Annotated in this window: 20 protein-coding genes; 14 read left to right on the top strand and 6 right to left on the bottom strand. The window is 45.5% G+C overall.

Going from position 1 to position 22065, the window contains the following annotated elements; all coding sequences use genetic code 11:
* The first annotated feature begins 242 nt into the window (after positions 1-242).
* From queC to queF, 4 genes are read left to right on the top strand one after another with little or no spacing between them, the layout of a single operon-like run.
* Positions 243-920 (top strand): 7-cyano-7-deazaguanine synthase QueC, encoded by a 678-nt coding sequence (queC, locus tag MNQ98_RS06785; protein ID WP_241932511.1) that lies wholly within the window; start codon positions 243-245, stop codon positions 918-920.
* Positions 920-1411: a 6-carboxytetrahydropterin synthase QueD gene (gene queD / locus MNQ98_RS06780; protein WP_241932510.1), complete on the top strand. Its 492-nt coding sequence runs from the start codon at positions 920-922 to the stop codon at positions 1409-1411. Before queC ends, queD begins: the two co-directional genes overlap by 1 nt.
* Entirely contained in the window at positions 1404-2204 is an 801-nt protein-coding gene (gene queE / locus MNQ98_RS06775) for a 7-carboxy-7-deazaguanine synthase QueE (RefSeq protein ID WP_481856726.1), read from the top strand. The genes queD and queE overlap by 8 nt, the downstream gene beginning before the upstream one ends.
* A gap of 46 nt (positions 2205-2250) precedes the next feature.
* Positions 2251-2748, top strand: coding sequence for a preQ(1) synthase (gene queF / locus MNQ98_RS06770; RefSeq protein ID WP_208915407.1), 498 nt, complete (start codon positions 2251-2253; stop codon positions 2746-2748).
* Between the two features lie 47 nt (positions 2749-2795).
* On the opposite strand, the gene MNQ98_RS06765 is transcribed toward queF, so the two are convergent.
* From MNQ98_RS06765 to MNQ98_RS06755, 3 genes are all read right to left on the bottom strand, one after another.
* Positions 2796-3707, bottom strand: a complete 912-nt coding sequence (locus MNQ98_RS06765) for an EcsC family protein (protein WP_241932509.1) — start codon at positions 3705-3707, stop codon at positions 2796-2798.
* Positions 3708-3931: 224 nt separating this feature from the next.
* Positions 3932-4399: a Dps family protein gene (locus MNQ98_RS06760; RefSeq protein WP_208915409.1), complete on the bottom strand. Its 468-nt coding sequence runs from the start codon at positions 4397-4399 to the stop codon at positions 3932-3934.
* Positions 4400-4600: 201 nt separating this feature from the next.
* Positions 4601-6070: a potassium/proton antiporter gene (locus tag MNQ98_RS06755; RefSeq protein WP_241932508.1), complete on the bottom strand. Its 1470-nt coding sequence runs from the start codon at positions 6068-6070 to the stop codon at positions 4601-4603.
* A gap of 155 nt (positions 6071-6225) precedes the next feature.
* Here MNQ98_RS06755 and MNQ98_RS06750 point away from each other — a divergent pair, with 155 nt between their 5' ends.
* The 4 genes from MNQ98_RS06750 (at position 6226) to MNQ98_RS06735 (ending at position 9361) form a co-directional block, all read left to right on the top strand.
* Entirely contained in the window at positions 6226-7374 is a 1149-nt protein-coding gene (locus MNQ98_RS06750; protein WP_241932507.1) for a GNAT family N-acetyltransferase, read from the top strand.
* A gap of 202 nt (positions 7375-7576) precedes the next feature.
* Positions 7577-7951 (top strand): PilZ domain-containing protein, encoded by a 375-nt coding sequence (locus MNQ98_RS06745; protein WP_241932506.1) that lies wholly within the window; start codon positions 7577-7579, stop codon positions 7949-7951.
* A gap of 148 nt (positions 7952-8099) precedes the next feature.
* The gene (locus tag MNQ98_RS06740) at positions 8100-9053 is read left to right on the top strand and encodes a hypothetical protein (protein ID WP_241932505.1); all 954 of its coding nucleotides are present in this window, start codon (positions 8100-8102) and stop codon (positions 9051-9053) included.
* Positions 9054-9121: 68 nt separating this feature from the next.
* Positions 9122-9361, top strand: a complete 240-nt coding sequence (locus MNQ98_RS06735) for an NHLP leader peptide family RiPP precursor (RefSeq protein WP_241932504.1) — start codon at positions 9122-9124, stop codon at positions 9359-9361.
* Between the two features lie 95 nt (positions 9362-9456).
* On the opposite strand, the gene MNQ98_RS06730 is transcribed toward MNQ98_RS06735, so the two are convergent.
* The gene (locus MNQ98_RS06730) at positions 9457-11346 is read right to left on the bottom strand and encodes a sensor histidine kinase (RefSeq protein WP_241932503.1); all 1890 of its coding nucleotides are present in this window, start codon (positions 11344-11346) and stop codon (positions 9457-9459) included.
* A gap of 183 nt (positions 11347-11529) precedes the next feature.
* Entirely contained in the window at positions 11530-13473 is a 1944-nt protein-coding gene (locus MNQ98_RS06725) for a sensor histidine kinase (protein WP_241932502.1), read from the bottom strand.
* A gap of 250 nt (positions 13474-13723) precedes the next feature.
* Between MNQ98_RS06725 and MNQ98_RS06720 the strand changes: the two genes are divergently transcribed.
* From MNQ98_RS06720 to MNQ98_RS06695, 6 genes are all read left to right on the top strand, one after another.
* Complete coding sequence (locus MNQ98_RS06720; protein WP_241932501.1) at positions 13724-14908, top strand: carboxylate--amine ligase; 1185 nt, start codon at positions 13724-13726, stop codon at positions 14906-14908.
* 23 nt (positions 14909-14931) lie between these two features.
* Positions 14932-16416 carry a UDP-N-acetylmuramoyl-L-alanyl-D-glutamate--2,6-diaminopimelate ligase gene (locus tag MNQ98_RS06715; protein ID WP_241932500.1) on the top strand — a complete coding sequence of 495 codons (1485 nt, stop codon included), beginning with the start codon at positions 14932-14934 and terminating at the stop codon, positions 16414-16416.
* A complete protein-coding gene (locus MNQ98_RS06710) occupies positions 16406-17122 on the top strand; it encodes an aspartate/glutamate racemase family protein (RefSeq protein WP_241932499.1) in 717 nt (238 codons plus the stop codon). Before MNQ98_RS06715 ends, MNQ98_RS06710 begins: the two co-directional genes overlap by 11 nt.
* A gap of 215 nt (positions 17123-17337) precedes the next feature.
* Positions 17338-17856 carry a hypothetical protein gene (locus MNQ98_RS06705; RefSeq protein ID WP_241932498.1) on the top strand — a complete coding sequence of 173 codons (519 nt, stop codon included), beginning with the start codon at positions 17338-17340 and terminating at the stop codon, positions 17854-17856.
* A 499-nt stretch (positions 17857-18355) separates the two neighbouring features.
* Complete coding sequence (locus MNQ98_RS06700; RefSeq protein WP_241932497.1) at positions 18356-18748, top strand: hypothetical protein; 393 nt, start codon at positions 18356-18358, stop codon at positions 18746-18748.
* Positions 18749-18917: 169 nt separating this feature from the next.
* A complete protein-coding gene (locus tag MNQ98_RS06695) occupies positions 18918-19616 on the top strand; it encodes a peptidylprolyl isomerase (RefSeq protein ID WP_241932496.1) in 699 nt (232 codons plus the stop codon).
* 134 nt (positions 19617-19750) lie between these two features.
* Here the strand turns inward: MNQ98_RS06695 and MNQ98_RS06690 are convergent, their stop codons facing one another.
* Positions 19751-21904, bottom strand: coding sequence for a class I SAM-dependent methyltransferase (locus tag MNQ98_RS06690; RefSeq protein WP_241932495.1), 2154 nt, complete (start codon positions 21902-21904; stop codon positions 19751-19753).
* Positions 21905-22065 lie beyond the last annotated feature (161 nt).

Here is a 22065-nt window from a genome sequence, read left to right as displayed (position 1 = left end):
CGTGTTATAATGAAACTCATGTGGTTACAACTACGGTTGTTAACTGCGCTGACAATAGAAGACAATCCATGCGCCTGCCGCGTGGGAGAGGTTCGTGAACTCCCTCTATAAAAAACTATACTGTCTTATGTTTTTATATAATAAGGCTTGTTTTTTTACGGACTCAGTTCAAGAACTTCTCTTTCTTCTTCGGGCCAGCCTTTTGCTGCCTGCTATTATATGAAGAATGAGAGGTTTTTTGTATGCTTAAAAATGAAAAAGCGGTTGTCGTATTCAGCGGCGGCCAGGATAGCACTACTTGCCTGTTTTGGGCAAAAGAACAGTTTGCCGAGGTTGAAACCGTGACCTTTGACTATGGACAGCGACACAAATATGAAATACAATGTGCGGCACAAATTGCCGAAGAACAAGGCGTCAAGCAAACTGTGCTTGATATGAGCCTCTTGAATCAGCTTGCGCCAAATGCGTTAACGCGCAGTGATATGGAAATTGTAGAAGGTGATGATGGTGTGCCGAACACATTTGTTGACGGACGCAATCTTCTGTTTCTCAGTTTCGCGGCTGTGCTCGCCAAGCAGGTCGGTGCCAGACATTTGGTTACCGGCGTATGTGAAACCGACTTTAGCGGATATCCCGACTGCCGGGACAATTTCATTAAATCACTGAATGTAACACTTAACTTAGCAATGGATTATCCATTTGTTATCCATACACCTCTCATGTGGCTCGATAAAGCCGATACATGGGAGCTGGCCGATCAGATGAATGCACTGGATTATGTGCGTCAGAACACGTTAACCTGCTACAACGGGATTAAAGGTGACGGCTGTGGCGAATGCCCTGCCTGCCAGCTCAGAAAGGCCGGACTGGACAAATATTTGAGCCGCCGGACGTTACAGATTAAAGGAGGGGTTCAGTAATGACCCGTCAACCTGGAGCTTTTCGCATTGTAGAGCAACTGCAGAAACTGGGTGAAGATATCGATACCGGAAGCCTTCGCTACCACCGTAAGCGTGTGCTCGTCTCCAAGGAATTCACTTTTGACGCGGCCCATCATCTGCACGCATATGAGGGTAAATGCAAAAATCTGCACGGACATACGTATAAAGTTGTATTCGGAATCAGTGGAAAACCGGACGAGGTCGGAATTACCATTGATTTCGGACAAATCAAAGAGATCTGGAAATCCGCAATTGAGCCCTTTCTGGATCACCGTTATTTGAATGAAACACTGCCCCCGATGAATACAACGGCCGAAAACATGGTCGTTTGGCTTTATGAACAAATGGAACTGGCTCTAATACAGCTAGAATCCTTTGCACAGCAGGAGACACGAACCGAATTCGTACGGCTCTACGAAACACCGACCAGTTATGCTGAAGTTAGACGGGAGTGGATGGAACATGAGTAACAGCGAAACACTTTCTCCGGCTAAGCTTTCTTCCGGAAGTTCGGCAGCTGCGGGCGTTATTGACCGACCGATTCCCGTCATGGAAATCTTCGGACCAACCGTTCAAGGAGAAGGAATGGTCATTGGCCGCAAGACGATGTTCGTTCGCACCGCTGGCTGTGACTACCGCTGTTCCTGGTGTGATTCGGCGTTTACTTGGGACGGCAGTGGAACCGATTCGATTTCCCGCATGAATCCTGAAGAAATCTGGCAGGAGTTATTCCGCTTGGGGGGCGACCGTTTTGATCATGTTACACTTTCCGGAGGAAATCCGGCACTACTGTCCCAGCTCGATGGATTAGTAAATGTCCTGCACAGCCATGGAATAACCGTAGCTGTGGAGACTCAAGGCTCACGTTGGCAGGATTGGCTCATTGACATTGACGAAGTGACCATTTCGCCGAAGCCGCCAAGCTCAGGGATGAATACCGATTGGACCAAGCTTGACGATATGATCTCCCGGCTATCAGCACGTGCGCCTGGACGCTCTTTCAGTCTTAAAGTCGTCATCTTTGATGATCTCGATCTTGCTTACGCCGAGACCGTTCACGAACGCTACCCGAATGTCCCTTTCTATGTGCAAACGGGAAACCCGGACGTAAGTACAACATCCGAAGCGTCTTCACACATCTCAGGATTGCTTCAGCGCTATGAACGTCTCGTTGATGCGGTGATGCAATCCGACCGTCTGAATGACGTTCGGGTACTGCCTCAGCTTCATACCTTGGTGTGGAGCAACAAACGGGGCGTATAAATCCATTCTGAACAACGAAAACATGCGAATAAAGGAGTTTGAAAATATGGCTGGAAGACAGCGCGATGAAATGGAAGACATTACTCTGCTCGGTAATCAAGGTACCAAATATCAATTTGAATACGACCCAAGCATACTTGAAAGCTTTGATAATAAACATCCGTACCGTGACTATTTCGTAAAATTCAACTGCCCTGAGTTTACGAGCCTATGCCCGATTACAGGCCAACCGGACTACGCCACAATCTATATCAGCTACATTCCGGATATCAAAATGGTTGAGAGCAAGGCACTGAAACTGTATCTGTTCAGCTTCAGAAACCACGGCGATTTCCACGAGGACTGCGTTAATATTATCATGAACGATCTGATTAAGTTGATGGATCCTCGATATATTGAAGTCTGGGGCAAGTTCACTCCACGCGGTGGAATCTCCATTGATCCATACTGCAACTATGGCCGCCCAGGTACGAAGTACGAGGAAGTGGCTGCACATCGTCTAATGAACCACGATATGTACCCTGAAAAAGTAGATAACCGCTAGTACCAATAACCGGAGCATGCTAAGTAGGCAGCTCCGGTTTTATTCTTCTAAAGGGGGGATTCTATATTTTTCAGCCGCCGGGTGACTCTGCGCTTTTTGTACAGCATTTTCCCTGCCTCGGCTACATCTCCGATCGTACCTTTGTTACTGATGGAGCCAAAAACAATACCGGCAATCGGTATAAGCTGAAACAGTTTTTTCATACCGAAGCTGTCCGTGTAAGACTGCACTACTTCACGCCAGCCCTGAATCTGCGAAAATACCTGATCCGAATTGCTCTCATCATCAAATGCCGCCAGTTCCTCCAACACTGCTTTCTTACCGACAATGTCAGCCGATGAGAACTGCAGGCACTTGACAATAAACACGCGTTCCCGCGGGTCGTCAGGGTCATATCCGTAACACAACGCCATTTCCTGCAGCACCCTCAGAGACTGTCCCAATACGAGTGGTATATCAGCAGCCATCGTAAATATGCCCCCAATTCCTGTTGCGGCTCCTTGAGCAGCAGCGAACTTAACCCTCTTGACTGTAATGCCATCAGCAACCGTATCCATTACATCAATAGGGAGCTTGGAAGCCTCCCTCAAGGACAGCACTCGTTCTGCAGAAGTATCGCTGCCACTCGTGGTATCATCCTCTGCCTTACCGCCGGCGCTGCGTTCTGCTCCAAGGGAGCTTTCCATTCCTTCGCGCCCATGTGCGGCTGTCTCAGTCAGTATGATCAAAACCGACTTCTTCCTTACGAGATACTTACCTCCGGATTGAATGAAACCGCCAACTTCATTCAGCGCTTCACCCACTTTATCGCGGACTATTTTCGGGGTTAGCCGGTCCAGAAGCATAAACGGAATCCGTCCGATTTTTTCCCAAAAGAAAACGTCCTTCTGTTCTTTTTCCCATTTTTTTATCGTCTCCAGCTCTGATTCCAGATACTGCCTTGATTCCATATCGTTCATTCTCTATCCCCCTTATTTGTCTATGAAGGTTATACGCACAAGTTCCAAGAATGACGCGATTATTTTTTATAAGAAAAACGTTTATCGACGTACCTCAAGAAGGCAGACCACACTAAGTGGTAGTTTTTCTTGCGAGATAAGGATGTAGTTTACTCCAAAGTCTATACTTTTATAAAAAAAGCCGTCCAAATGGACGGCTTCATGATCCTTCATGAAAAACACTATTATTTTCCCAGAAACGCGCTGAGCATCCAGTTCTGCTTCTCCACCTCGGTCATCATACCTGTCATCAGATCAGCCGTTGGATCATCACCCTGTTCACCTGCAGATTCAATACCAGCTTTCAATCCCTCTACAATCACTTGGAAGTCAGCGACCAAACGTTCAACCATCTGCTCCGCACTAGTCTCTCCAGAAGCTTCTTCAATGGTGGCAAGCTTCAAATATTCAGCCATCGTTGCTGCAGGTTTACCACCAATGGCGAGCATCCGCTCTGCAATCTCATCCACATAACCGGCAGCGGTATTATATAGCTCCTCAAATTTTGCATGCAAGGTGAAGAATTGAGGACCTTTAACAAACCAGTGATAGTTGTGAAGCTTTACTCCTAGCAGACTCCAGTTTGCAAGCTGTGTATTCAATACAGCATTCAGATCGTTTGTTGTTTGTACATCTTTAGTCAGGTTACTCATTTCAACATACCCCTTTTCCAATTTATTATATTTAGACTTATTCTAATTCCTTGTATTGAGTATATCATACTATATCTGCATTAGCAAAAGAGTTTGGCATTATTCAGATGAAGTTAGGATGAAGATTTAGAGCCCAATTTATACCCAAATGTTATGTTGGCACACAGGAACGCGCTGTGAAATAGATCATACACAGCCAAACTATGATTTTTCCAAGCCGGACCCGGTTAACCCGAAAATCGACTTCATTTGTTCCCTCTTTGTTTTAGGGCTCATCACATATACGGTATCTCCTTGTTCAAGGATCGTGTTGCCTTTCGGCGTAATGATCCGGTCCTTACGGATGATCGCCGTAAACAAAATATCATCGGGAAGATTCAGATTCTGAATCTCCTGTCCGATCACCGGCATATTGTTCTGAACTTGAACATGGTTAATTTCGGAGTTGGCCTTCCCCAATGCAAATAGCTCCAACAAGGACGGTGCCTGCGGTTTATCCTTCTCGATCAGCTTCAGCTTAACTGCCAATGGAGAAATCGTAGTCCCTTGAATAATCGCTGAGGTCAGAACGACAAAAAACACGACATTAAAAAACATCTGTCCTCCCTCGATCCCAGCGATAAGCGGATAAGTCGCCAGTACAATCGGCACCGCTCCCCGGAGTCCAGCCCAGGCGATCATCATCTTTTCACGAAATGCAAACTTCGTGAACAACAAGCTAAGTAACACACCCATAGGACGGGCTACAAACATAAGCAACAAAGATAGCAGCAAGCCCTGCCAAGCAATGCTCGTCAGTTGATTTGGGAATACGAGCAGACCCAGCAGCACAAACATCGCAATCTGCATCATCCAGGCAAATCCCTGATTAAAGGCAAGAATCGTCCGCCGGTATGTCAGTTCTGTATTTCCAAGCACCAAGGCCATAACATAAACGGCCAGGAGTCCACTGCTATGAATCAGCTCGGCAGCGCCATACGTCAATATTGCAAAACCAAGCGCCATGACGGGATAAAGTCCGGAAGAATCAAAATTAATCCGATTGATAATATATACAGCCAGAAATCCGACCAGAATTCCGACAACGAGGCCGAGACCCATCTCCATGAAGAACGACAGGATCATGCCGCCAATGCTGATATCCGGGGCTTTAATCCATTCGATTAAGGAAACCGTCAGAAAAACAGCCATAGGATCGTTGCTCCCGGACTCCGCCTCAAGTGTTGAAGTTATTCTCTCCTTAATATTCAAACCACCAAGGACAGAAAAAACGGCTGCCGCATCAGTCGAGCCAACAATGGCACCGATCAGCAAACCCTTTTCGAGAGATATATCCAGTATGTAGGTAGCGCAGAGCCCGATGACTGTCGTTGTCAGCAGAACGCCCACCGTAGCCAGTGATAAAGCAGGCCCCAAAACCGGTCTGATTTCCTTGAACTCGGTCTGCATTCCCCCTTGAAATAGGATGACAATCAAAGCAAAAATCCCGACCAGTTGCGTGATCTCCGCATTATCATAATAAACGTAACGGCTTAATATCATGCCCAAAGCAATAAACAGAACCAGTGCCGGCATTCCAAACCGGGCTGAGAACTTGGTCGTCAGCACACCCGTTAACAAGAGCAGCGCAGACACCAATATGACAGTATCAACAAAGCTTAACAAGTTCATCCCTCCGACTTGAAGACTTGCTATATATTACCCTAAAAAAGACGGGACAAGTCGATCAATTCTTTGAAATCGTTTGTTGGCGTTGGCCGCTGCGGATATTATACTGGAGATATCTGTATTTATAAAAAGAAAGACAAGGGAGGCATCAAGCTACCATGAACATTAAATTAATGGAAGCCCAATCCTTAAACCAAGCCGTGGAATTGTCAGACCATATCTTTCTAAAGCAACCGGAACAGCCGTCCATGGGACAATCCTTTCCTATGATTTTTGAACCCGGCATCAGTCATTCCTATGGAGCTTTTGATGCTGAAGGCAAGGTAACTGCATTTATGGGCCTTGTCCCGTTTACGATCCGTACTGAAGCTGCTATGCTGAAGACCTTTTCCATTGGTTCTGTCTGTACGGACCCCGACAGCCGCGGAAAAGGGTTAGCTGGAGAGCTGCTGAATCAATGCAAGGCCCATGCCGAGCGTTCAGGCGCATCCCTTATTTTCATTTCTGGAGCCCGGTCTCTTTATACTCGTGCATCTTGCCGACACTTCGGTCGTGCCATGCAATATCGCCTGACAACTCAGGATGCCCTTCAATTAAAAGGCAAGCTGCAGGGTCCATATCAGGTTCGCGAGATGACACCGGATGATATTTTCAAAGTCCATGGATTAATCGAGAAACGTACAGCCGCTTATGTTAGCTCTGCAAATGATCTGGATAAGCTTCTTGGGGCAAGCGCCTTTTCGAATGTGATCCAGCTAGAGCAGAAAGTTCTCGTAGCCGAGCAGAACGGTACTCTTGTTGCCTTCGCCATAATCGGTGTACCAGGAACTACGATGACGCCTTCCAGACCAGCAACGCTAATCGAATGGGCCGGACATGACGAGGCTGCCGCATACTTGTTATCTGAGGCTTTTGACCGCTACGGCCTGCAAGAGCTAATCGTTTCGCTTCCATGGCAAGACCGAGAGCTGTCAGGCTTGTTGGAAGCAGCAGGCTCTGCAGTCCAAAGTATGCGCAATTCCGGAACGCTTTATCTCGTTAATGGCCGCGAGCTTCTGCGTCAGATTGCCCCTATGCTTCCTGAGGAAGCAGCAGGCATTCTGCAGGCTGAAGGCGACCACGGACCTTATTTATTTAAGCAAGGCGGGGAGAGCGTCATATTAGATGATGAGGGACTTCTTTCACTTCTATTTGATCCAGAATCTCCTCACCGAACGACAATAGCAGAAGCCACCGATACAGTAGCTCATGGCTTTACGCTTCGCCCGATCCCGCTGCCGTACACGGAAGGGTTGCAATATATTTAAGTAGAACACTGTTATAAAGCCCCTGACATTTGTTGTCGAGGGCTTTATTGCGTTTGTGAATTCCCTCATGAACGATATTCATGCTATCTGAGCGTTCCGATATTGGGGACATAGAGATCATGCTTCAGTAGGATAGATTTACCATACCGATTCCGATATAATCGAGACAGTCATTGATGAGAACACTTTAGGAGGAAGATCATTGAATCTTCGAAAAGAACCATTTCGTTACTTATTTACTGAGCCCCATCCTTGTCTGCTCGAATTGACAGAATTTAATGGAACTCCTGTGAGCAGTAAGCCCGCCGAAGCAGTACTCATTAATCTGAGTAAAGGCGGCTGCAAAATTGTTTCCGGCTTAAATCTTCATGCTGATACTAACCAAGTGGTGGTGAAACTTCATCTTCCTCTTACTGAAACACCGATTCTGTGTCCGGCGACCATTCAATGGCAGCGGGCTCAAGACTCCACCCGGTTTGAATATGGCTTGCAGCTCCAGCTTCCTCCATCAGAGAAAGAACGTATTTTAGTAGATCTTAGAACACTCGCCGCGGAACGCAAAATCGTAGTGGAATGACACATAGACCTTGCCATATTGGCAGGTCTTTTTTTATCCATAGTATTTGTAAATATTTAACTGAATAGGGATTTGTGATAATATAAGATAGCAAGCTGGCATATTTACATCGGGTAGACGTTAAAAATTTTAATAGGCTGGTGATGCTATGGATTGGTTTAAACCGTATGAGAAAGATTTAGCCGACGTTTTTGCGGAATGCGGCGCCAGAATCGCTAATTTCCCTCCCCCTCTGAACCAAATCGGACTCCAGTATATGCAAAAATTTGATGTATTTCAGCAGGGCAGTGCCAAAAACTACATTTGTTATCTTCTCCCCTTCTGGATGAAAGACCTAACCATCCTTCCTTCAAGCGTGTATCACAGTCTTTCGACCGCCAACATCTTCGGAATGCTCTACTTCTTCATTCAAGATGATATTATGGATACCCTGCCAGACCATTACACCCCGGGTATGTGGAAAAATCAATTGGCGCTGGCCAACCTTCTTCACGCGGAATTCATAAGTATATACCTGCAGTTTTTCCCTGCTGAGACACCGTTCTGGACCTACTATAGAACCTATATTCAAGAATGGTCCGAAGGTGTCATTTACGAGAGTCAGCATGATTACTTTCAACATGACCCCATTCAGATTGCCAAAAAAGCCGCACCTGTTAAGCTTGGAAGCACAGCTGCACTGCTGCTTGCTGACCGCCACGACCTCGTCCCTGTGGCAACCGATCTCATGAACAACGTCCTTCTCACCCTACAAATGATGGACGATTGGGCTGACTGGGAACAGGACTTATCTGACGGAAGCTACAACTGTCTGCTATCTCTCATCAAGTCAGAATACAACCTCCCCCGCAGCCATACGCTATCCGTCGAAGAAGTACATCGTGCTGTATACCTTCACGAAGCACTGGGCCATTATGTAAGTATCGCATCCACTACTCATTTGAAACTCCTTAGCTTAAACATGGATGCCCCTCACGTCATATCATTTCATGAAACGCTTGTAGACGAACTTATCTCAGAAGCGGGAAACATCGAAAACGGCCGTAAAATGCTGCAGCATGGTGGATTGAACTATTATTTGTCTTTATTAAACAAAATATAATAGATTTTATATTTATTCCATGGTATTCTTGAGAAGTAAATAATAACCATTTCGAAAGGGTGATTCTAATGACGACAGAAGCCATCTTTCAAACACAGTTGATTCAAAAAGCATGGGAGGATCCAAGCTTTAAGGCAAAATTGCTTAGTGATCCGAAATCCGCCATTAAAGAGGTTCTTGGCGTATGGATTCCCGACCACATCGAGATTAGAACTGTTGAGGAGCAATCGAACGAATTGTATCTCGTCATCCCACCAAACCCATCCGGAGTGATCAAATCCGAGGCTAAGGAAAAAGCCATCTGGTAATGACTACATAATGTATCCTAAAGAATACATGTTCACATTATAATTCTGTACACAAAGAAGTGGGGACGAGCCGTCCGCCACCGCAGCACCAGGCATTAACTGCCAGCTGCGGGAAGCGTAATAACGGCTTCCGTCCCCACTCCTTTTTTGCTGCTGTAATGTATGCTTCCTTCCATGGCCTCAATAATCCGGAATGTAACCATCAACCCCAGACCGGTGCCTTTGGTTTTATTAGAGAAATATGGCTCACCGAGTCTAGTAAGTACCTCGGCGTTCATCCCCTCCCCATCATCCTCTACATGTATAAACACTTGTTCCTGCACGACATATGCCCGAATATGTATTTGACCCTCTCCATCCAATGCTTCAATGCTGTTCTTGATAATGTTAATAAGTGCTTGCTTAAACTTGGATGAATTCCCCTGGATACAAATATCTTCCGGGATATCTAACGTAATTTTGCCTCCTTGCAAATGAGCCAGTGGTGCCAGTATTCCTTCAATATGCTTGAACTCGTCTGACACTTGCAATACCGCAACTCTACCGTATTCAGGTTTGGCAAAGGTAAGAAAATCCGTAATAATGCCTGATGCCCTGTCCAACTCTATCATTGCCATATCCAGATACTCACGCTCTGCAGCTTTGGATTTTCCACTTAATAGTTGCAGAAATCCTCTAGTCACTTGAAGTGGATTACGCACTTCATGCGCCACCGATGCAGCCAATTCGCTAATGATATCCATCTTTTCTGAGCGCTGCAGCTCATTGTTAAACATTTTTAGCTCTTTAGAGTACTTTATAATCTGTTCATGATTTTGTGCAAAGACTCGTCCCAAAATAATGATCAAAGCCCCTATGAATCCAGCTACGCCCCATTTCCACAGAAAAAGATGGTAATCACCTCCGCTTACAAAAAAACGGATCAACTCGCCCAGGCTGATACCTGCAAATATAGCAAAGCCGATGTTAAAAATCACAGCGTCCTTGTTCCCTTTAACCGCATATACCATCGAGCTTACGAATAAAAGCATAAATTGGATGATCATCATAAATCCAAGCACCTTAACAGAAAAAAAGTAATACATTTCGTTGAAACGGTCGGACGACAGGTAATTTAACAACAGGAACAGAAGACAAAAAGCTGAATACCCCATTTGGAACTTACGCAGCTTTCGAAGCAGTCCATTTTGTCCTGGACCGAACATTTTTTCGAAAAACAGACTGAAGGAAGGCAGCAGAATCAGTAAAGATATGTCATAAAGCTGTGTAAACAGCCTGCCGTAATTCTCAAATAACGTATAAAGGAAGGGGGAATAAGTAAATACAAGTATCCCAACAGACAATATGACTAGGGATAAGGACAACACACTTACCATGTAGCGCCTATTTAAAAATATCGACCAGACCAGCATTACACATGCGATAAATATAAAGGTACAGCCAAGAACAATGTCCACCAGATTGTTTTTAACAAAGCGGGTAAGCAGCGTATGAAAATCCCCTACATATGCTCTATCCTGCATGTTTACATAATCTTTTGACATTACGACCCGTATATACAAATTTTCAGCTGTCAATTCTTCATACAAGGGCAGAAAAATCTGGTTCCTCTTATAGTTATAAGCACGGCTGGATTCATACAGTTTCACCTGATCAGCAAAAATCGAGATCTCTTTACCGTAAATTTTATCAAGCAAAATGCTCGGGGTTGAGGTATCCACAGCAGGAAGTTCCATCTTGATCCATACCGCTTTTGCCGAAGGTGGTTTCAAAATTTTGGAAGCAGCAGGCTGCCACTCATCAGCCGGGACATTCAAAGGCACCGACTCTGATGAATCTCCTGCGGAATCGCTCCATAGTATAGACCAGTCCGTAATGTTCAAGGCATCTGTCGATTTTCCATGTGCGGTGCCAGAAACGCAATATAATAGAGCTGCTGTAAAAATAAACAGTAAAAGCACCCTGAATTTCATCGTAAACTTCATCGTACACCTCAACCGTAGATTATAGGCGACCTTACATGATTAACTGTGAATATGTGTTTCTGAATTATTTCTGAAATAGATTCGATAAACGTATCAAAATCACCTGCAAAATTTCCGAAATTTGAAAAATTATTCCTGATATGTACGCAATAACATAAAAAAAGACACCTCATGGTGTCTTTTTTATTCCGTATCCCCATCGTTTATCTGTAGTGAATGCATCTCTTCTTCAGGCGGTGCCACAGGTATACTGATAACAACCTCCGTACCAATACCCTTATGACTTGTAAAATAGATGCTTCCTTTCATTGCTTCAATAATTCGAAAAGTTACCATTAATCCGAGCCCGGTTCCCTTGGTTTTGTTAGAGAAATAGGGTTCTCCGAGACGGGAAAGCTCTTGCATGTCCATCCCGATTCCGTTATCCCGAACATGAATAACAGCCTCTCCCTTGTCTGTATAAGCCCATATCTTGACCGTTCCTTCTCCATCAAGAGCTTCAATGCTATTTTTGACGAGATTAATCATCGCTTGTTTGAGCTTTGATGAGTTACCCAGAATGTGTATCGTTTTGGGTACTTCCAGATGGATCGTGCCGCCGCCAATGTTGGCCAGAGGTAATAAAATCCCAGTAACATGCCGCAGCTCATCAGACAAATTTATTTTCGCTACCTGCTCCAACTCAGGCTTGGCAAAGGTAAGAAAATCGGTAATAATCCCTGAAGCGCGATCCAGCTCATTAAGAGCCAGATTTAAATATTCCTGCTGATCCGGGCTCGACCTCTCTCCAAGTAGCTGCATAAACCCTCTCGTCACCTGCAGGGGATTGCGGACCTCATGAGCAACGGAAGCTGCAAGCTCACTGATGATCTCCATTTTCTCAGAGCGCTGCAGCTCGTTATTAAACAACTCCAGTTTCTTCGAATATTTAATTACTTTTTCATGACTGCGAATAAATTTCTGACCCAGCATGACGATTAGGGATACTATAAATCCTAGCACGCCCCACTTCCAAAGAAAGAAATGGTAGTTGCCGTTATTCACGTAAAAAGTCAACAGATCCCCCAAAGCTGTAGCGGCCAGTAAACTGAACCCTACAGAAAAAATATATGCGTCCTTGTTCCGTTTAGCCGCATAAGTGATCGTAGTTCCTACCAGAAGCAATATCTGCAGGATCATAATAAGCCCAAGTATGCGAGCCGAAACCAGGTAGTAAGCATTATAGAATTGGTTACTGTTCAGCTGATTGACGATAAGGAATGCAAAACAAAATGCAGAGTAGATCAATTGGAATTTTTTCATATAACGAATTAAGCCAAATGGACCTGGTCCGTATATTTTCTCAAAATAAAATATTAACGAAGGAACCAGGATAAACAGAGACATATCAAACAATGTGACCCATACCCTTCCGTATTCTTCATAGAAAGTATACAGAAACGGTGAATACGTAATAAGAAGAATTCCGTAAGAGCAAATGACCAGACTAAGAGACAACCATGTTGTCCTTGGCTGTCTCGGCAAAAAGAAGCAGCTAAAAAACATGACTATGGCAATAAAGAGAAAAGTGCTGCCCATGACAAAGTCACCCAGATCCCTCCGGATGAAGTTTCCTCGCAGATCCTCATATTCTCCGATGCTCATGCTACCTTTAATACCGTTCGAATCCATCGGTGTTTCAAGCCATATGTAAAGTGTCTTTCCCATATCCCCCCGCTGAACCGGAAGCAGCAAACGATGGTTGGTATACATATATTTGCGGTGGGATTCAAAAATAGGTTCCTCCTCCACGAAAACCCGAACGTCCCGACCCTCCACTTCATCGAGCAGAAGAGCTGGATAATTCCATACATTTTCGGGAAGGGCCACTCGAAACCAGGCGGATAAAGCATCTTCAGGTCTGGAAAATTCTTCTTGGTGTTTAAGATTGACCCAATCCGGAGAATTTTTCACTTGAGCTGGGGATACCACCGCTGCCGGTCCTTGTACATCCCATCTTACTTGCCAATCAGGGACAAACGTGTGTGCTTCACGTCCCTCGACGTTCAGTGGAATCGACAATAGAAGAAGTACCACCAGCAGTACAATTTTGATCCATACTACGAAATATTTAGGCACAGCCTTCATTCGGTTAGCACCTCTACCCCTGTTCGTAATTAAAGCAAACTACCGTTTCGCATTTAATTCAGCATGCATCGTAACTTCTATCAATATATCATGAATTCGGAATACTGTTATTTATTTTTGACCGAAAAACTAGGAACCACTATCCAAAACAAAATCTCCCAATGAATCAAATCTATTTGTAATCTATGTAATGAAGAAGTATTATTATTATTTGATATGCTCTTAAAATACTGTATCGGGATGTGCATTCATGAACAACAAAGTGGTAATTTTAGGTTGTAACTATTATATTGGTCTGAGCACGATTCGCTGCTTGGGCATTCATGGCATTCATACGGTCGCTGTCGACTATTCAAATAAACATGCTTACGGTGCGGAGTCAAAGTACACTTCGGAAAGATTGATCGCTCCACATTATAAGGAAGAAACACAATCTTTCATCCGATTTTTAATTGATTATGCCCGTAAACAAAGCTCTCCTCCAGTTCTTATACCATGTCATGATTCCTATGTTGAAATCATTGACGAGCATTTGGATGAGTTGAGAGAATACTATCTTATTCCGAACTCCGAACAAGGTCTCTATACCAAAATGATGAATAAAGAGGTTCTTCATCGGCTTGCTGAGGAAAACGGAGTGAACGTGCCGGAGACGGTTCGTGTAAACGAAGACAACTTCTTCGAGAAGATTGAGTCGACAATCAAGTTTCCTTGTATCGTCAAGCCAACGGATTCACCTTCCTTTGTAGCTAAGTTTCGCCGCAAGCTGTTTAAAGTGCACAACAAGCAAGAACTTGTTGAAGCGCTCAATAAGGCAGCGGATGCAGGGTTGGAAGTCATCGTACAACGTATCATCCCCGGCTTCGACGATCACATGCATACGTTCGATGCCTATCTGAATCAGGACTCCAAGGTTACGAATTGGGTTACATGCCAAAAGTTCCGTCAATATCCTATCAACTTCGGCGCTTCAGTCTATACTGGACAAAAATACGTTCAAGAGCTATACGACATCGGTGCACCATTCCTGGAGAAGATGGGCTGGAAGGGTTTTGCCGAAATTGAATTCAAAAAGGATGCCGAGACGGGTAAATTTTACTTGATCGAGGTTAACTGCCGGATCACGAACCTGAACAATCTGCTTTATAAGGTAGGAATGAACATTCCTTACATCACCTATATGGAGCTAACAGGCTCACCTCAGCCTCCTAGTGCGCTGAAAGAGAATACAAACCGTGTGTTCTGGTATGGATATGAAGATATGCTTGCTGTACGTGACTATATCAAAACAAAGCAATTGACCGTGGGTCAGGTGTTCAAATCGCTGTTCAAACCGAAAGCATACGCCATTTGGGACTGGAAGGATCCAAAGCCGGCCTTTGCTTATGCGTCTATCATCGGTGGGAAAGTATTTAAAAAGTTATTTAGAAGATAAGATATGGAAAGGAGCTGTTCCCATTGCGATTAGCTTCCATAGTGCAAGGCCTCGACTTTGATCTCGTGAAGGGCGATCTGAATATTGATGTGGATGCAGTCGCCTTCGATTCCCGGGAAGTGATACAAAAGTGCGTTTTTGTCGCCGTATCCGGCTTCACGGTTGACGGCCACAGTTTTATTCCCAAAGCTATCAGTCTGGGCGCTACAGCCATCATCGTGGAAAAAGACGTACAGGTTGACGAATCCATTACGGTACTAAAAGTTCGGGACACTCGCGACGCGCTTGCGCTCCTATCGTCTAACTTCTACGGGAGACCTACGGATCAACTGAACATGATCGGCATTACGGGTACCAACGGTAAAACCTCGATCAGTTATTTCATGAAATCCATTCTGGAGCAGGCAGGCAAACATGTAGGTATTATTGGTACGATCGGAACAATGATCGGCGATCAGCTGAAGAAGAACAAGAACACGACGCCGGAATCGTTGTATTTACAGCAGATTATTGCCGATATGGTGAGTTCGGATATAAGCCATTGTGTGATGGAGGTCTCTTCCCATGCATTGAGTCTCAAACGAGTGGCGTACAGCCGTTTCCACACAGGAATCTTCACCAATCTAACCCCGGACCATCTGGAACTGCATAACAGCATGGAAGAATATTTTGAAGCCAAATCACTGCTGTTCGATCAGACATCCGATTACAACATCATCAATGCAGATGACCCATACGGGAGAAGATTGATTGATAAAGTTAAGCATTATAAATCGAAGCTTGTTACATACGGAATAGACAATAAGGCAGATGTGTACGCCTCGGATATCCGTTATTTCATAGATTCAACCATTTATAATGTGCACACCCCGGCTGGAAGCATTGAGATCAAGGTTAACCTTCCAGGCGATATCTATGTATTGAACAGCCTTGCTGCCATCGCTTGCGCATACTGTAGCGGCATCGACCTGGAAGTAATCAAGAACGGTATACAAGCGGTTGAAGGCATTAAAGGCCGCATGGAAGTTGTGTACAAGGACAAGAACAATCTGGTCATAGTTGACTTTGCTCATACAGAGGACAGCCTGGAAAAAGCGTTGTTAACGCTTCGCCCTTACGCAAAAGGCCGTATCTTTCTAGTATTCGGCGTTTACGCCGCAGCAGGTGAGCTTGGTAGCGACAAGCGCAGCTCCATGGGTAAAGTAGCGGCTAAACACGCTGATCTATCTATCGTCACCTCAGACAATCCTAAGGATCAGGATCCCGATGCGATTATTTCTGAGATTGTGGCTTCTATGGAAGCCGCAGGAGGCTCTTACAAAGCCCTTGTGGACCGCAAGGAAGCTATCGAGTATGCTCTCACGATCAGACAGAAGGACGATATCATTCTGATCACAGGAAAAGGTCACGAAACTTCACAGATCATCGGAAAAACGGAGATTCCTTTTAACGAAGCTGAAATTGTGAACGAATTTATAAAGAGGCAGTTGTTGAATAATGGATACTAAAAAATTAGGCGTCATCGGCGGTATGGGCCCACAAGCCACCTCGGTATTTTTTGAAAAGGTCATTGAGAATACAGCAGCTGAGTGCGATCAGGATCATATTGATATGCTTATTCTGAATCACGCCACCCTGCCCGATCGAACCAAAGTCATCTTAGAGGGACGCCGCGAGCTGTTCTTGGACGCTGTGGCGAATGATTTCAAACTGCTGGAACTGGCTGGTGTCGCCAACATCGCCATTCCGTGCAATACATCCCATTATTTCTATGACGACATGCAGCAGATGACCTCCGTTAACATCATTAATATGGTGGACGAGACGGTAAAGGAAATTCACGGGCGATACGGCGACGGCAGCAAGATTGGTATTCTGGCGACAAATGGTACGGTCAGCAGCGGAATCTACCGTGCCAGCTGTGAAAGATACGGCATGAAGCTATACGAACCAGCTTCTTCACTTCAAAGTGAGGTTATGGACATTATTTATAACGATGTTAAAGGCCAGAAGAACGTAGATCCAAGCAAGCTGGAATCCTTGATACATCAGCTTGTCTATGAGGAGCACTGCCAATGTGTCATTCTCGCATGCACGGAGTTGTCCTGCATTGAATTAAGTGATTTCTATAAGGAATGCTCCATTGATGCGATGGAAGTGCTCGTCAATCGCTCGATTACGTTATCGGGTAAGAAGATAGCATCTGATAAATAACGGATCATTATTAAAATGAACTATTCTTTTATATAATTGAACGAAAAGCCCTCTCTTCAGGCAACACCTGAAAAGAGGGCTTTTTGCTCATAAAGCGGCTTCAAGAGGGACATCATAGAACGAAAGTGATGGATTATCGCGGATTTCATTCCCTGTATAGCGGGTAAAATCCAAGTATAAGAATGTGAATCCATATTAGAAAGGGGATGTGTAAGATGCGTGAGGACGCTGATCATAGCGGATTCAGCCAGAACGAAGCTGGCCCTGCTAACGCGCAAAGCGGAGATGGCTTAAAACTGGATACAAGCGCATTAGAAGCATGGCGGGCAACCGGGGCTGAACGTGATAACCGAACACTTGGTGAAGAGTCTGCCGTCAATAATACGGACAGACGGATAAGCAGAGAGTATGAGGGGAAAAACGGTCTTGAGGCTGAAACGATCGGCAAGCTTCCTCTGGATCATGTTCCGGCAGATGCAGCCTTTTCACTCGGAACAGATGCCACTGAAACTTACCTACGTCGTAATCCGCCTCCAGATGATTTACGCCAATCGGAATCATCAGTCGAAGAAGAGGCTCCGCTCGAAGATGTGCCAGATGCGGATGAGATTCAAGCTAACAGCCCTGTCGATCCTGCTGCCCTTCAAGATCCTGATCAACATGGTATCGATCTGTTAAACGGTGTTGGTGGTGTGGACGATGAGACCGGACGCGAGCTGCCTAAGTATTTTTAATCATAGGGTAGAAAAAGGAAAGAACCGCTTCCCTAACGAGGGACGTGCGGTTCTTTCCTTTTTCTAAAGAGATAAGAACGTATACGTCGGAGTAAACTGCATCGTTATCTCGCAAGAAAAACTATCGCTAAGTGTGGTCTGTCTTCTTTGAGGTGCGTCGATAGACGTTTTTCATATATGTTAAATTGCATTTCTATTTCAGAACAATATATCGAGCAATCCGAGTATAGCCGCCCATAATACAACACCGATTGCGGCTCCCCACATCAATCCGATCCATAGGTTCCCCTGCTTTTCCAATGGATGTTTCCCCCTGGTTACAAATTTCGTTAGTAACCAGTATAGTCATCAATTCAAAATCTATACTAACTTAAATGTATGGAATCCCGCAAAAATCAGTCACCAGAATGATAAACCTCACCGGACAGCTTTATGCTAGTCACCCATCTCTACCCTATCGTCATATTATAATGCATATGACCATGGAGGGATGGTATGAATGAAGGGAATCCTGTCATTACATGGAGACCGCCACATCACGCTTCAGCAGCGACTTGCTACATTGAAGGGACATCTCGTCGAAATTAACGCACCACATACGGGACTTGAGCCAGGTCGTCTGGAATTTGTATACAAAGCGAATTTTATCCGAGTACAAGGCGAGCTGTTTGTTCCGGCCAGTTTAAATTCTATTCGCGTCTTTGATATTAAACCACCCCGTCGGAGCACGTTGGTGGGCGTTCGAACCACGTTCCCAAGCGGCAGTGCGTTCAACCGAATCCGTCTGGTACGCATTGGTTCCGATTTTATCGAATTGCAGGGAAAAGGCAAGAATCCTTCCCGAATTCTGTTTCCGCTAAATAAAGTGGAAGGAATCTATCGGGCGTTGTAGAAGTCAGCCCCTAATACACTCATCAGGCACGATCATGATCCTCGGGACTTGTACAAGTTCGGGGATTTTCTTTTTTTTTTGCAACTGGACACGGTTCGGTCGTTTTGTCCATGGGGCAGGACATATGATAAAATACTACCATCATCCATACTTAGGGGGAAACGTTACGATGAAACAAAGAAACAAATTATTGACTGTCCTTCTGTCCCTGATGACCCTACTGGTGATCGTAACCGGCTGCGGCGTGGACGAAAAGAAGGAAACGAACAACAACACGAGCAATGCAGGTTCTCCTGCACCGGCTGAGGAACCAGCCGCCGAGAAAAAAGTAGTTCCCGATCCTAACGCAAGCCACCCTGTCGTCACCATTGAAATGGACAGCGGTAAAAAGATCAAAATTGAGCTTTACCCAGAAGTTGCTCCTAATACGGTTAACAACTTTATCTCTCTGGTGAAGCAAGGCTTTTATGATGGGACAGGCTTCCACCGTGTTATTCCCGGCTTCATGATTCAAGGCGGCGATCCGGATGGAACCGGTATGGGAGGTCCCGATTACAGCATTGCCGGAGAGTTCAACGCTAACGGCTTCCAGAACGATCTAGAGCATACTCGCGGAGTTCTCTCTATGGCCAGAGCCCAGGACCCGGATTCCGCCGGCTCCCAGTTCTTTATCATGCATGCTGACTACCCTTCCTTGAATAACCAATATGCCGCTTTTGGTAAAGTAACGGAGGGTATGGAGGTCGTTGATGAAATTGCCGGACTTCCAACAGGTGAAAACGACCGCCCTGCTGACCCACTTCCAACGATGAAAAAGGTTACGGTTGACACACTGGGTAAAGATTATCCCGAGCCTGAGAAGAAATAGCAGTTAAAGAGGACAAGAATGCACCCTGATGCAGTCTTGTCCTCTTTTGTTTATTCGTCTATAGGTGGTCTCGCCATCATGCGACGCACCACGCTCTATGAGCTTCGCGCGATAAGATGTATTGAATCATGGTCTCAAATGAGAATCCCTCTGGCTTTTTCAATAACAATCAGACATGTGCTATCAGGAAGCGAAGCCGGATTCCCCGTCTCATCCATCAATTGTATCCGACCAGACAGTGCTTCGGTGTAACCCTCCTGCAGAAAATGCCTGCTCACCACAATCTTAGCCTCACTTCCCAAGGTTTCACGGATCACGGATTCGTATTGTGTAGGGGTGAAGTACCCGAACTGTTCCTGTACCTCATGCACATAAGCTTCCTCGCCCCATGTGTACGTGTACAAGAACTCCATGGCATCATTTACGGGCATACTGACCTCATGATCAGACAGCTTCTGATAAGCAATCTTTCTTCCTTTAAAATCATCCGCATATCTTGCCAGCCACAGCATCCCCTCCTCTTCAAGAAACCGGATACGACGAACCTGATCCTTCGGCTCTGTCATGATACCGTCCCGGATAATGATCCGCCCGCCTGGAGACAAAACCTCATAAGCGCTTTGAAGTGCGGCTGCCACAGTCGATGGGTTGAATCTGGAGCCTCCCAATTCTATATATGAGTACAACTCATGCAAAATGGATGAAAATATGACCGTATCCACACTGCCTGGTTCCAGATAGTCCCTTAAATTCAATGCATCTCCCTTAACGACTTCCCAGCCTCGCCCTTCCAATCGTTTTCGTTTCTCCAGCGCCTCAATCACATTGGACGATATATCGATGCCTACTGCACGTACCTCCGGCATCTGCTCCTCGATCAGATCCAGCATGACACCTCCGCCTGGACCGATATCTACCACACGGGAACCTGCAATATAGTCCAGGATAACCTTTTTATAATCGCCGGAGCTGTTCATATCCTGTAAATAGGTTTCCTCGTTGTGAAAACGATCATATGCATCCCGTCGCAGGCCAAATAGGTCAAATAGCATCAGCACTGCTTTTTCATACAGAGGTGATTTTTCCGCTTCAATACAGAACTGAATCAGCTTCTCGGCCGCCGGAGAAAATTCAAATGTGAAGAAGACGGTGTCTTCTAGACCTGCTTTCTGCTCCAGACGGTGACGCAGATGCGGGCTCGATCCGGCAGCGCCATGAAGACAAGACGTCCAGTCCATTTGACTCAAATACTGCTCTATCATCCGCTTTTTATATACGTTTAACTTTTTTATGCCCTTGTAATCGTAGTACATATCGTTCATGAGCGGTTCAAAGCTCAAATGCCGGACAGGACTTCCGTATGACCTTCCCGCACCCGTTGATGATTCTGCTCCCTCGTTAGGCGTCAATCCGAAGAGTTCGATCTTTCCGTGCAGACCGAGTATGAGAACTTTAAGGAATTCGTCAACTGAGAAATCCTGCAGTGCTGCCTCGACGAACCACAGGGTCAGATCAGCAAGCGGGGCCAAGGCAGATGATAGATCACATTCCGATTCAATCCGGGATAAGTCCGAGTGAAAGGATTCCCCCTTCCGGATACATCCTGCCCGCAGCCGTTCCAATCGTTTAATGTATGTCCGTTCCTCCGGATCCCGTCCCTCAGCGATGGCCTTTATGATCTCCTCCGTCTCGTCCTGCACGCGGCTCCACAGCTCCTCGGACACACCGCCCATGATACAGCGGTTCAGCGGAAGCAGCAGCCGGACAAGCTCCTCTGGAGTGAGAAAGCGTGACTTTACCAGATTCGTTAAGGATTGATTTTCTTGAAAGACTACCTCACCCCGGATATACTGGCCCACAAGACCGTGCGTCATAATAAGGGTATCAATGATATCGTGTCGTAAGCTCATTTCACCGTACCGTTCTTGAATATATCTGGCGTACAGCTCTCCCGATCCGATATTATGAACAAACAGATTCACACCCGATTCCTGCCACCTGATCCGATCTCGGAGAGTGCCTCCCTTAGCCGTTTCCGACCATACAAGCACCTCCTCCAGAAGCTCTCTGATCCAAAAAGACACCGGAAGTCCATCCAAAATACACAGTGTTTTCTCTACGTAATCAAGCACCGGATTGGCTTGTGTCAGTTCGCCGATCGAGGTAATCCGCTCCAGGTTTACAATTCGTTCTTCCGCCGAAACTATCAATTTTAGCCAGGCATATTTTTCTACAACTGAAAAATCTCCCGCCCTATAGGCTGTTATAGCGTCCAGTGATCGCAGCATTCTTGTTACACTCCCTGTTCATAATGTCGTATGTACCGACCGCATTTTCGTCGTTATGATTATAACAGAACAGATATCCGGCATGGCACCTGATTTGGTAACGGGACACTGCACGGGGTATACTGGTAGACGAAAACCATACTATTATTACTAAGGAGTGA

Source organism: Paenibacillus sp. N3/727 (assembly GCF_022637315.1).
GTDB lineage: Bacteria > Bacillota > Bacilli > Paenibacillales > Paenibacillaceae > Paenibacillus_AQ > Paenibacillus_AQ uliginis.
The sequence above is the reverse complement of the archived record's forward strand: the minus strand, read 5'-3'. Positions and strand labels throughout refer to the sequence as shown.